Origin of the sequence: Methanobrevibacter sp., assembly GCF_015062935.1 — an archaeon.
Taxonomy (GTDB): Archaea; Methanobacteriota; Methanobacteria; order Methanobacteriales; family Methanobacteriaceae; genus Methanocatella.
This window is the reverse complement of the sequence record NZ_SUTM01000003.1, coordinates 151,593-164,167: the sequence shown is the minus strand read 5'-3', so window position 1 is coordinate 164,167 and position 12,575 is coordinate 151,593. Positions and strand designations below refer to the sequence as shown.

The window sequence follows — 12,575 nt, the reverse complement described above, 5'->3', positions numbered from 1 at the left end:
TATGAGGTGTAAGTCTCACGTACGGTTCTTAGGAGAGTTTGGGGAAGTAATTCCTCACTCTTATCCGACAACATCAGCGCAAGAGTTGAAATAACACTCAAAAAAATAGTAGAAGAATCTAGTTTTACCCACAAGGATGCTTATGAGCTTGGAGCTATGCTAATAGCTATCGGTGATGCTGAAGATACAATAACACTAATACATAACAATCCCAATTATCAAAAAGTCATGAAACAGACAGAGTACAGATTAATTGAAGCTAGAAAAGAAGAGCTTGAAAGGGAATTAAGAAATCTGTAGGGGGATGTTATGAGTAGAGTAAATTCAGACATACATTATTTTCTAGAGCAGCATGAACAGGAAATAATAAACTGCTGCAAGAAGGCAATGAGCAACAAAGAAATCATAGAGCTGTTAAATACAAAATATGGTCGTGAAGTTTCACTTACAACATTCAAGGAATTCAAGGCAGGATTAAAAATAACCAAAGGAGATTTCCTGGAAACATTGCTGGATGAAATTCAGGTAATGAAGACTCAAGGAGCAACAGATGAAAGCGTCAGAAGATGGCTTGAAGAGGAACACAAATTCGAAGTAAGCAGAGCAACATTCTCCAGATTCAAAAAGAAATATCATCTAACAGATAATGATAAAGACCCGAGAGCCAGACAAAAAGAGGCATTAACAGACAGGGCTATCACTCAAAAGCAAATCACAGACAATAATGTTTACGAGGACAATATAGATTTAGCTATTGATTCAATTCTTCAACAACAAGTCACAGACATTAAAACAGGTCTTGAAAACTTAGATAAGATTACTAAAAATGCAGTTGGCCTTGAAATCGACTTTGAAAAACTTGACCAGGAAGTAAGATACAATGCCAATGAAAAAAGTCTAGCCAGATATTTAATTGACATTACCGAATTAAAAATAAGATATCTGGAATTGTCCGTTAAAGCGTTTGAAGCTAAAAACAGATTATTCAAAGATGAAATGGACAGACTATTCAAAAACCGTGTGTTAGAGTTAGAAGATAAGAAAATTGAAATCTCACAAAAGGACATCATGAATGAAATAGAAATCCTTGCAAAACAAATAGACGATAACAATGTACAATGAAAAAGATGAATTCTATCTCAGTGCTAAAGATAAAGCTATTCTTCAGAAGTGCGTATATGAGAATCCATATATTCCCTTCTCTCCTTTTCCAAAGCAGGCTGAAATGATACTAGCTACAGAAAAGGAAGTGTTGATTGGTGGTGCAGCAGGTGGTTCCAAATCCACCAGTCTGTTAATGAGAGCTTTGTTTTATGTGCAGGATGATGCCAATGAATACCACGCTCTCATCTTGAGACGTACATTATCTGACCTGAAACGTAAAGGAGCTTTAATTCACAAAGCTAGTCAATGGCTTAACAGAAAGGAAATTCAAAATAATTCAGCTATTAAACCAAAGTGGGATGGAACTGAACATTCATGGACATTTCCCAATGGAAATTCATTAACCTTTGGATACTTGAGAAACATCAATGACCTCGATACCTATCAGGGTTCTGAATACCAGTTCATTGGCATTGATGAGCTGACACAGCTTGAAAGATTCAAATACATTTACATGAGGTCTAGAGTAAGGAAGACTAAAAATAATAAACTTCCAACACAACTGATGGCATCGTCAAACCCTGGTAAGCGTGGGAACAAATGGGTAAGGGAAAGATTTATTGAAAAGATAGATGAGGATATTCAAGATAAAAGTCAGATAAGATTTATTTCATCCAGCTATTTAGATAATGTTTATTTGGATAGAAAAGATTATGAAGAATATCTTATGGGCTTGGATAGAGTAACACGTGAGCAGTTAATGAACGGTAACTGGTATGCATCAGTTAAAGGCCAGCTATTCGATGAATCAGACTTCCACCTGATTTCCCATGATGAATACATGAAAATACCAATCGTTAAAGTCATCCGATATTGGGATCTAGCTGCAACTGAAGTATTAAATGATGACAGATTGAAAGGCAGTGATCCGGATTATACTGCTGGAGTCATGTTGGCTAAAGATCTAAACGGCAACATCTACATTCTGGACTCATATGAATTTCAGCTTGAGTCAAGAAACCTGATCAATGAAATCATAAACACTGCAGCACGTGACAAGTCAGATGCCCAATACATTGAACTCGACGGAAGCACAGGTAAAAACTTCGGATTATTAATCATAGATGAGTTGAACCGAAGAGGCTTTGCTACAGGCACAGGTAACTCAAGAGAGAATAAAGTTGACCGTGCAAGAAGGGTTTCAGCAGATATTCAAAAGAAGGGAATTTACTTAGTTGGAAAGGATTCGACCGGGTTCACGAAAAAATGGGCGATGGAATTTCTTGAAAAAATTACCGCTTATCCTAATGAAGCCATTCATGATGACTGTGTTGTAGCATTCACTGGAGGTTATGAAAAAATAGCTAGTGATAATCAAGTTAAAAGAGTTGATGTAGATAAGTGGTATTCCACATGATTAATTTGTGAAATGTTAATGTGGCCTGTTAATGCATATTATATTCTTCATTTTACATGTAATATATTTTTAACTTATATTTTTCTCCATACTGGCCTGAAAAGCCTTTAATTTAAATACAACCGGCGATATATATATATATATATCTTTTGATTAAAAACTGATAATTTTAATTTGAGGTAATTTAAATGAGATTTAAAAAGCTGATGCTGGTGACACTTCTGTTACTGGCTATCTTGACAATAGGTGCTGTCAGTGCATCTGAGGACATTTCTGATATTGCAGATGCATCTCAAGATGACACACTGGCAGTTGAAGATGCTCAGGAGGATTTGGCTTTAAATCCTTCCGAGAAAAATATTGCAGGTGACGGTGCAGATGATGCGTTGTCATACGATGCAAGCGATTTTAATGTAAAGATTAATGAATCAATGGATTTGGCTGATGAATGCCCTGCAGTCACTTTTAACGTGCCAAGTGACGCTGACGGTGAAATTAGAGTACATACCAATTATACCAGTTATCTATTAGGTTTTGACCCTGAATACTTCGATGAACCTCAGCTTACTTTGGATGATTTGCATATCTCTTCAGCCGGATCATACTTTATCAATGTTACTTTTGTCACAAAAGATTATAATGAAATATATCTGGCCTCAGGAACAATTGATGTGACCGGAACTGTTTCTCAAAGGGATTTCAACGGAAAAATAAGCCATGCAATCTCTACCTACCAGGTTGATGATGAAATTCTTGAAGTTGAAGGCTGTCCTACCGACGGAAGCATAGTCGTTTTTGTAAACGGCAATAAGGACTATTCCAAATCTGTTTCTGCTGGTGAAAATGTTACCATACTGGATTCAGATTTAAGTTTTTATGGTGTAAAAGGAGAATATAACATTCTAGTCAAATTCAACACCACCTATGGAAAAGCATTCACAATTAGTGAGTTTAACTTGAATTATGATGTTGACGAGGTTGACCCATTCTACGGCAAAAAAGCTTATAGTGATCATACCACTATAACTGACACTGCAATCTTCTGGATTGACGACTGTCCGTATGATGGAAACCTGATGGTTTATGTTGACGGAAGTCTGGAATATAATAAGTACGTTTCTGCAGGAGGAGAAATTTCCATATATGATTCAAATTTAAGTTTTTATTACAAAAAAGGAGTATATGATCTTTCATTTGAATTCAACACTACAGAAGGAAAAGTATTTGAAATTATTGAGTTTGATTTGGATTATGATATAGAATCCTCATCAGGCGGTTCAGATTTATATATAGATTTACCAAATAAAGTTGATTTCAGTTCTTATCTGGTATATCTTGCTTATATCAGTGACAAGAATAATGTAAGCGGTAAAGTAACACTTTCCATTGACGGCAAAGAGTTTTATAACAAAGAACTTACCGGAACAAAGGATTTCCTCCTCATTTATGACACTGATTTGAAAGGATTTGACATTGGAGATTACCTTGGAAACCACACTGTAAAATTAACTTACAATAATATTACTGAATCATCAGACACCCAATTTATCTTTGAACCATATTTCATAGCTCCTTATGAATTGGCTGTAGGCGAATCATCATGCATTGTATTCAAAGCCACATCCAAATCAAAAGGTAGCGCAAAATTGTACAATACAGTTCATAACGAGTCAAACAAAACATACTCCCCAGGCACTCTGATTGGAACATATTCCATCAGTGGTGCTTCAACCGTTGTTCCATTGCCGGCTTTAAAAACTGCGGGAGCCAATGTATTCTATATGAATTATACCATAGACGGCATAAGCGATGCAGGAATGATTGGAATCAAGGCCACTGAAAACTCCAACCAGTTCACATCAAGCATATCCGCCAGTTTAATCGGCGTAGGCGACTCAGTCACCCTAACAGTAACAGGCCCTAAAGCAGGTGGAATTGACTTTATCCGTGATGCTACTCCAATCAAATATTATTCTCTAAAAAATGGTACTGTCCAATACACATTTTCAAATCTCACAATAGGAAAACATGTAATTGGAGTATCATTTGACGGTTTGGATGAAAGCGATCTTTTCTACTCAAATTCATTCACAATAACCGTGACCAATGAAAGCACTCCAAAACAGACTGACATTTCAACTGTAAATGTGGCACTGTCCAAAACAGATTTCACCTACAACGGCAAAGTCCAAAAGCCAACAGTCACCTTAACAAATGGTGCTGTTTTAAAAGAAGGCGTTGACTATACTCTTGACTGGTCCACCGCTTCACCTAAAAACGTTGGAACATACACAGTTACAGTTACTGGAATCGGAGCATACAACGGAACTACCAAAGCAACATTTAAGATTAACAAGGCCGCAAATCCTTTAGCTGTCAAAGCAAAAACAGTTAAGGTGAAATTTTCAGCTGTTAAAAAGAAAGCTCAAACATTAGCTGTTTCCAAAGTGGTTACTTTCACTAAAAAAGGACAAGGTACATTAACATATGCCAAAGCAAGCGGCAACAAGAAAATTACCATCAACAAAAAAACCGGTAAGGTAACTGTTGCAAAAGGCCTTAAGAAAGGAACATATAAAGTTAAAGTTAAAATCAAAGCGGCAGGAAATGCCAACTACAAGGCATCCGCCTACAAGACTGTTACTTTTAAAATTGTAATCAAATAAGGGATTAAATTCCCTTTATATTATTTTTTTAAATGAGGTTATTTAAATGAAATATAAAAAGCTGATGCTGGTGACACTTCTGTTACTGGCTATTTTAACAATTTCTGCCGTAAGTGCAGATGAAAACGCTACAGCAGATATTGAAGAAATAAGTGATGCTGTAGAAATCGATGATGAAATAAATGATGATGTTCTGGGTGCTGATGATGAGGATGTAATAAGTGCTGATGGAAACGGCACATTCTCATTCGGTACCCTGGCCCGTCAATTTATATGGTATCCTGAAAGTGAGATTTATCTCAATCACGATTATATTTATATTGGACCTGAATATTACGTAGACGAAATGGGAGTAAATAGGACTCTTGTAGATAAATACGGTATTGATATCGGTTATAATGTAACAATACACGGTAACGGACACAAGTTCGAAGCCTATAATCTAGCAAGGATTTTTAACATCCACAGTTCAAATGTGGTGCTGAAAGACATAGTATTTGTAAACGGTAAATCCGATGATGAAGGCGGTTCCATCCTGTGGATAGCTAAAGGTGGTACTTTAGATAACTGTACATTCATAAACTCCAATGCAAGGACAGGTGGTGCGGTTTACGTAAACGGTGATGGCATGACAATAACCAGCTGCAAGTTTGATGGATGCAGTGCAAACACTGGAGGTGCCATCTACATGAACAGTACTGGTGCCGAAGTAACTTACTGCAAGTTTGAAGACACAAGTGCAAATGGTCCTGCCGGTGCAATCTACTGGGAAAGTGATGGTGGAATAGTGTCAGGATGTAAGTTCATAAACTGCTCTTCCGGCCAAGGAGGCGGAGCGGCCATCAAAATGATGGGTGCAGATGGTATAGTAACTGACTGTACTTTTGAGAAATGCCGTGGCGGGGATGGTAATGGTCCTATTGACTGGCGTGGAGCCCGTGGAAAAGTGTCCAACTGTAAATTCAAAGATACTTATTCCGGAAGAGCAGGTGCAATCTATTGGGAAGGTGTTAACGGTACAGTAAACAACTGTAACTTTGATAACTGTTCTGAAGATTATTATGGTACTATTTTCTGGAATGGTGAAAACGGTAATGTAACTGATTGTAATTTTTCCAAATCTCATGATGGTAAATCTGGTGCGGGTGCAAGAGGTGCAGCCATTTGGTGGAATGGTGCAAAAGGTATTGTAACAAATTCTAATTTCATAAACTGTACTTCCGCTGCTGGTGGTGCTATTAACTGGGAAGGTGCTAACGGTACTGTAAATAACTCTAATTTCATAAGATGTTATGCTGGAGAAGCAGGTGCTGTTCGTTGGCCTGGTGATATGGGAACTCTTTCTAATTCTACTTTCATAAGCTGTTACGCTGATAATGGAGGGGGTGCTGTCTTCTGGCCGGGAGATAAAGGCATACTGTCTGATTCTTATTTCTTAAACTGTTCCGCTAAAAATGGAGGTGCTATTTTCTGGAATACTGGGACAAATTCAAATTGTACTTTCATAAACTGCTCTGCTAAGGAAACTGGAGGTGCTGTACATTGGCTGCTCAGTGTAGGTGCTGTCTACGACTGCACTTTCTTTAACTGCTCTGCTAATGGAGACGGTGGTGCATTATATGATCAGGCAAATCTAGTTTATGGGTCTGCATATGGTAATGGAGTTCATGTTTACAACTCCAATTTCATAAACAATTCCGCATACAATGGTGGCGCTTATAAGACCGCTGATTCTAAGGGTAATGTGATTGGATGTATATTCATCAACAATTCCGCCAGTAATGATGGGGGGGCTATTGCATCTGTCCGTGATGTGATTGATTGTATTTTCATCAATAACACTGCAAACGGAAGACACAGCGGTGCTATCGATTCCCCTTATGATGTAATCAACTGCAGTTTTTACAATTGTTCAGCCATTGAATATGGTGGGGCTATTAAATCAGCAGACAATGTAATCAATTCCAGTTTCTACAATTGTTCTACTAATAAAAACGGTGGAGCTATTTACGAGGCTAAAGAGGTTATTAATAGCAGCTTTAATGACTGTTATGCTACAGAAAGCGGAGCCATCCATAATCCTTCCAGCGTCATTAATTGTACTTTCGACAATTGTCTCTCTCTTAATTTAGCCGGTGCTTTAAGCTGTTATAAAAACAGGATTGTAGTGAATAATTCCAATTTCACAAATTGTTTATCTGTCAATGGAAGTGCAGGTGCTATATATTGGTCCGGTGAACTGGGAGTTCTTTCTTATTCCAATTTAATTAACTGTTCTTCTAAAGAAAGCGGAGGTGCAATTTACTGGTATGGTCGTGATGGAATCATGAGGGATTCTAATTTCACAAACTGTTCTGCAGATTATGGTGGAGCGATTTATTCTGGTTCTGCAAGAGATTGTATTTTCTACGGAAACAAAGCAACTACAGAAGGTAACAACTGGTATTCAACTTCAGTTCCTAAGCTTTATTTGACAGTTCCAAATTTCAGCTCTACATACGGCTTTGGTGATGCACTGTTCTTCAATGCAACAAATGCTGACGGAATTGCAGTAAATGACGTTATCATTACTGTCAGAGTATATAAAAACGATACTCTCATCGGTACTTATGATGTTTTGACTAACGAAAACTGGACTGTGGGACTTGATGCAGGTAACTACACAGCAAAAATGGCTATCGAACATCATGCATATGTCTTTAACAAAGCGGTTACAGTAGCACTTGAAATTGCTAAAATGCCAACAGACATTGCAGCGGATCCGGTCATAACCGTATACAATGCAGACAGCTACCTTGTAGCTACCATAAAAGATGTAAAAGGCAATCCTGTTGCTGATATGCCGATGTCTGTTGATTTAAATGGAATTCACAATGTAACTTCCGATGAAAACGGCCAGATTAACATTTCCACTAAAGGCCTGCCTTCAAACGTATATTCAGCTGTTATCAGCTTCAACGGCAGTTCCAACTATGCAAACTCATCTGCAGTTGTTAATGTATCTGTCGAAAAGGCAGCTTCTACTGTTTTAGCTTCTTCTGTAACTACAGTTTACAATGGTGGAAAATATCTTGTTGTAACCTTAAAAGATGCAAATGGAAATCCTATTGAAGGTGCAAAAATATCAATCAACATTAACGGCGCCAAATCTGCAACTACAGATAAAAACGGTCAGGCCAAAATAACAACTAATGGATATGCTCCAAAGACCTACACTGCAAAAATAGCATTTGCCGGAGATGACAACTACAACGCATCATCTGCAACCGCAAAAGTTACAGTCAAAAAGGCAACACCAAAACTGACTGCAAAGGCAAAAACATTCAAAAGCAGTGTTAAAACCAAAAAATACACAGTAACTTTAAAAACCAATCAAAATAAGGTCATGAAAAACACAAAAGTTACAATAAAAGTCAACAAGAAAACCTACACTGCTAAAACCAACAGCAAAGGAGTTGCAACCTTCAAAATCACCAAACTGACCAAAAAGGGCAAATACACTGCAACTGTAAAATATGCGGGAAGCAAATACTATAACGCAAAGTCTGTAAAAGTTAAAATAACTGTCAAGTAGATGTATTTTTTACATCTGCTCTTTTTTCTTTTTTTATTTAAGCAACAATATCACTGTTTATTCTACTTGCCCAAGTAACATTTACTGAACCCCATGAAAAAATAGCTATCAAAAAACAAAAGAGTTAATGTGGATGATAGCATCACACATAACCCAATTCAATTTCAGAATTCATCTTCTCTGTATTTCTCATATTTTTCTAAGACATCCTGCCAGGAATTGGTATCTACCTTAATGTCTGTCATGTAGACCCAGTCAAGAATATCTTCTAATTCTTCTTCATTTTTTCCTAATTGTTCAACTGCTTTTTTCAATAAGGTTTCATCAGGAATTAATCTTGGTCTGAAATCATTCCATAAGAATCTCCATGCTTTATTCTTTTCTTCATTTTCAACGTGTTTCATACTTTCTTCTGCATTGTAGTTTTGATTTATTAAAAACAATTCTACATTCAATTTACCGATCTTATCTGTAATTTCATTGATGTTTCCTACAGGTATTGTTCCTTCTGCATAACCGAGGTAATGTTTTAAACATTCTTCAATGAATGCAGATAGATTAGGTATGTGTTTTTTTGCTTTTTTTAATAGCTCACTATCTATTGAAATATTTATTCTTTGTTTTGTCATACTTTCGTCCTCAATTCATAATACTCAATTCTCAAAAAGGTGTCGGGGGTTTTTGAAAATCATACACACTTGTGTATCATACACATATACACACGATTTCAAAAACTTCCCTATAGAGAGTTTTTCACATTTGAATATGCAATGTCAAATATGCCCTCACGATTAATGCCTTTCTCATGACATAATACTCCACATTCCATTTCAAGATGCCTTATTGATTCGGCAGATAATGGCACTCCTTCAATAGCTATATTGCTTCTAATCATATTCTCCATTTCAGATATAGCATTTAATTCATTTTCAGAATGAATTCCATGTAGCTCACCTGCGGTTGCTAATGTTAATCCCAATCCACTTAATGCTTCCTTGTAAATATCAATAGCTTCAATTGCATCTGTTATTGTTGCTTCTTGTCTGTATTCACATTTTGCTCTAGCTATTGTCAATCTCTCCAATGCCTTTAAATCACGTGGAGTGATTGGTTTGCCGTCACTGGTTTGCAATGCTGTTTTTCTTGTATCGACATAAAACTCCCTAAGCAATGTTTTTGCCTCACTGCTTAAGACTGGAAAGCAGTTGGCCTTAATCCATGTGATGTATTTTTTAAAGAGTTCAATATCCATGATTTCAGATTCATCTACAATATAATCCTTGTTAAGTAATGCATCTGCTAGCTTTGAATCTTTTTCCTCATCAACATCATCTTTTAAGACAAATATCAAATCGAATCTGGATAAATTAGATTCCGGAATATCCAATTGCTCCCGATGTGATTTGTATGGATCGAACTTGCTGTACTTTGGATTTGCACCTGCAAGTATTGAAGTTCTAGCTGACATTACCTGAACGAGCCCAGCCTTTGCTGATGAAACACTTGACTGTTCCATAGGTTCGTTCAAGCTCTTCTGTGCTGATTGTGAAAGCTTGTCATATTCATCGATACATAATACTCCGGTGTCTGCAAGTACTGTTGCACCTGCTTCCATTGTCCATGTTCCTGTAAGTTCATCCTTAACTGTAGATACTGTCAGTCCAGCCTGTGATGTGTTTGTTCCGGATATTGTAATGTTTTTAGGTGCACGCTTTTTCATCGATTGTATCAGTTGTGACTTACCTATACCTGGGTCTCCTATAAGCAGCACATGTATTGTCCATCTGTCCATCATGCTGGATTTGAAGCTGTCGTTTACTGGCCTGTTGCCTTCAAATAATTGAAGTATCAAACCTTTCTTCACATTTTCATAGCCGTAAACTTCAGGAGCTAAGCTATTGCATAATAATTCAAAAATGTCGTCCTGCTCAGATAGATTAATTATTTCATTAACATCATCTTCGGATATTCTTGAATCCTCAAAGACATCATCCACTTGAGTAATGTTGTGAACATGGATGATGAATTCATATCCGTCACTTCTTCCCTTTACTCGTCGTGGTTCTATCTTGAATGTTCCGCAAACATTGACAACATCACCAACTTTCAGATTGGTGAATGGTGAGGCAAGATAATCCAATACAATAGCTTTGAATTCCCTTGAACTTCCACCACTCCTTAATTCCAAAGGTTCCTCAAGTTTCAACAGCTTATAGTTTCTGTAGATGCTGGTGTCCTTGTCAAGAAACATTGATTTGCTGGTTCCCGCACAATCTGGATTTCTACAGTATGCAGGTATAGTTTCGCCCTGATTGGGGTCAGCAATATTTACAATGTTCTGCGCTCCGCATTCCCTGCAGACATAACTGGCCTGTTTCAAGTCAACTCTAACGTCTGTCATATTTTTAATCATTGCTTTTGTGCTTATCCATTTGTTATTGCATGTGGCATCCAGATCATGGAGGTTATCCCTTTCAGGTACATTCATGAATTTTAAGGCAACATTGCCAGTATTGAAAATCTCCTCCATCTGATCAATGTATTCATAAATCTGATGTTTCCAGAAATCCTTTCCAGATTGTTCAATTAGAAACTGATTGAGGTCTTCATAATCAATACTGACTTTACACTGTCTGTTTTGAGATTTGAGTTTATCAATCTCTTCTTTAAGATTATCTTTAATGAATTTCTTTAACAGTGCTTTACCACTTGCCATTGGCCTACTCCATTATCTTACTTGAACATCACGTACAATGAAGCTGTAATAGGTATAGCTTCCGGTTTTCTCTTTAACCTGAATTGTCATTTCTCCCAAATTGTTAACGAATTCACGATATTCTTTTAAGTTAACGTTTCTGATGATATTGGATTTACCAACACTTCCTGCATTTTCGAGTTCAAGAATTGAAGTGATGAAATCAAAGAGCACACTTCCTTTTCTGATGTTTTTGTGGAGGTCTCCGTCGTTTTTGAGGTTGACATTGATTTCAATGTATAGTTGGTCTTCATCTTGGAAGAGGTATAACTTGAATCTGTTAATGGTTTTTTCTTCACCATCATCATCGAAGGTGTAGGAAGTTACTGAAGACATTTCTGGTCTGCCTCTTAGGAGTTTGCCATCTTCAAAGTCTTTTAGCTCTGCTTTTTCATATCCTTCTGGAATATCTACAATTTCTTCATAATCAAGTTCGGTACCTGTGAATATTGTTTGTTTGGAATTAAAACTCATTTAAATATCTCCTAAAAAATTATTTAAGAGGAATTATCCTCTTTTAGAAATTTTGATTGGTTAACAATTTTTTCTGCTGACATTTCTTCAGCACTAACTTCTCCAGCCCCAATAAGTTCAGCTATTGCACGATTGGTAGCACGTGTTTTAGCAGTGGACATTATAGTGTGGTCTGAAACTTTATCCTTTCCTTTTTCAGACCTGGAGCATAATGCATCTGATTCTACGCTGCGGCCGTTAGGCAGTGTTGCTCTAACGCAGTAGTAGGCTTCACGTACTCTTCCCATTTTTGTTCTCTCAATTTCACGATCAACAATATGTGTATCAACATTGAATGCACGTGAGAGTTTCTGCCATGCTGATTTTTTCTTGAAGTGTCTTTTCACTTTAACGTAGTTTCCGTCAGCATCTTTTTCCTTAACGATTATTTCCTGATAATCTGTTTCATTCAGTAATCCTTTACAGAGTTTTTGATAAGCATCCCATTGTTCGATAGCTACATCAACGTTAGGGACATTATCGACATTAACAATTCCGGTTTCTTCCGGACTTTCAATTAATTCGGCTTTTACCATTTTATATCAC

9 protein-coding genes are annotated in these 12,575 nt (G+C 37.0%); 5 read left to right on the top strand and 4 right to left on the bottom strand.

Annotated features, from left to right (window positions below):
• Window positions 1-156: 156 nt before the first annotated feature.
• From E7Z81_RS02455 to E7Z81_RS02435, 5 genes are all read left to right on the top strand, one after another.
• On the top strand, window positions 157-300 hold the full coding sequence (locus E7Z81_RS02455; RefSeq protein WP_292743724.1) for a hypothetical protein: 144 nt from the start codon (window positions 157-159) through the stop codon (window positions 298-300).
• Window positions 301-309: 9 nt separating this feature from the next.
• The gene (locus tag E7Z81_RS02450; RefSeq protein ID WP_292743721.1) at window positions 310-1,122 is read left to right on the top strand and encodes a hypothetical protein; all 813 of its coding nucleotides are present in this window, start codon (window positions 310-312) and stop codon (window positions 1,120-1,122) included.
• Window positions 1,112-2,521: a phage terminase large subunit gene (locus tag E7Z81_RS02445; protein ID WP_292743718.1), complete on the top strand. Its 1,410-nt coding sequence runs from the start codon at window positions 1,112-1,114 to the stop codon at window positions 2,519-2,521. Before E7Z81_RS02450 ends, E7Z81_RS02445 begins: the two co-directional genes overlap by 11 nt.
• 188 nt (window positions 2,522-2,709) lie before the next feature.
• A complete protein-coding gene (locus E7Z81_RS02440; protein WP_292743715.1) occupies window positions 2,710-5,187 on the top strand; it encodes an MBG domain-containing protein in 2,478 nt (825 codons plus the stop codon).
• A gap of 46 nt (window positions 5,188-5,233) precedes the next feature.
• Window positions 5,234-8,761, top strand: coding sequence for an Ig-like domain repeat protein (locus E7Z81_RS02435; RefSeq protein WP_292743712.1), 3,528 nt, complete (start codon window positions 5,234-5,236; stop codon window positions 8,759-8,761).
• A gap of 164 nt (window positions 8,762-8,925) precedes the next feature.
• Here E7Z81_RS02435 and E7Z81_RS02430 read toward each other — a convergent pair whose 3' ends face one another.
• The 4 genes from E7Z81_RS02430 to E7Z81_RS02415 form a co-directional block, all read right to left on the bottom strand.
• Complete coding sequence (locus tag E7Z81_RS02430) at window positions 8,926-9,390, bottom strand: type II toxin-antitoxin system CcdA family antitoxin (RefSeq protein WP_292743710.1); 465 nt, start codon at window positions 9,388-9,390, stop codon at window positions 8,926-8,928.
• Between the two features lie 110 nt (window positions 9,391-9,500).
• A complete protein-coding gene (locus E7Z81_RS02425) occupies window positions 9,501-11,477 on the bottom strand; it encodes a minichromosome maintenance protein MCM (protein ID WP_292743707.1) in 1,977 nt (658 codons plus the stop codon).
• A gap of 12 nt (window positions 11,478-11,489) precedes the next feature.
• Window positions 11,490-11,990, bottom strand: a complete 501-nt coding sequence (locus E7Z81_RS02420) for a hypothetical protein (protein WP_292743704.1) — start codon at window positions 11,988-11,990, stop codon at window positions 11,490-11,492.
• A 23-nt stretch (window positions 11,991-12,013) separates the two neighbouring features.
• The gene (locus tag E7Z81_RS02415) at window positions 12,014-12,565 is read right to left on the bottom strand and encodes a hypothetical protein (protein WP_292743701.1); all 552 of its coding nucleotides are present in this window, start codon (window positions 12,563-12,565) and stop codon (window positions 12,014-12,016) included.
• Between the last annotated feature and the right edge of the window lie 10 nt (window positions 12,566-12,575).

What these genes read in the sequence shown, in the direction of transcription:
- E7Z81_RS02425 (WP_292743707.1), bottom strand. Translation starts at nt 11,477, where the DNA reads ATGGCAAGTGGTAAAGCACTGTTAAAGAAATTCATTAAAGATAATCTT.
- E7Z81_RS02430 (WP_292743710.1), bottom strand. Translation starts at nt 9,390, where the DNA reads ATGACAAAACAAAGAATAAATATTTCAATAGATAGTGAGCTATTAAAA.
- E7Z81_RS02445 (WP_292743718.1), top strand. Translation starts at nt 1,112, where the DNA reads ATGTACAATGAAAAAGATGAATTCTATCTCAGTGCTAAAGATAAAGCT.
- E7Z81_RS02455 (WP_292743724.1), top strand. Translation starts at nt 157, where the DNA reads ATGCTAATAGCTATCGGTGATGCTGAAGATACAATAACACTAATACAT.
- E7Z81_RS02440 (WP_292743715.1), top strand. Translation starts at nt 2,710, where the DNA reads ATGAGATTTAAAAAGCTGATGCTGGTGACACTTCTGTTACTGGCTATC.
- E7Z81_RS02415 (WP_292743701.1), bottom strand. Translation starts at nt 12,565, where the DNA reads ATGGTAAAAGCCGAATTAATTGAAAGTCCGGAAGAAACCGGAATTGTT.
- E7Z81_RS02435 (WP_292743712.1), top strand. Translation starts at nt 5,234, where the DNA reads ATGAAATATAAAAAGCTGATGCTGGTGACACTTCTGTTACTGGCTATT.
- E7Z81_RS02450 (WP_292743721.1), top strand. Translation starts at nt 310, where the DNA reads ATGAGTAGAGTAAATTCAGACATACATTATTTTCTAGAGCAGCATGAA.
- E7Z81_RS02420 (WP_292743704.1), bottom strand. Translation starts at nt 11,990, where the DNA reads ATGAGTTTTAATTCCAAACAAACAATATTCACAGGTACCGAACTTGAT.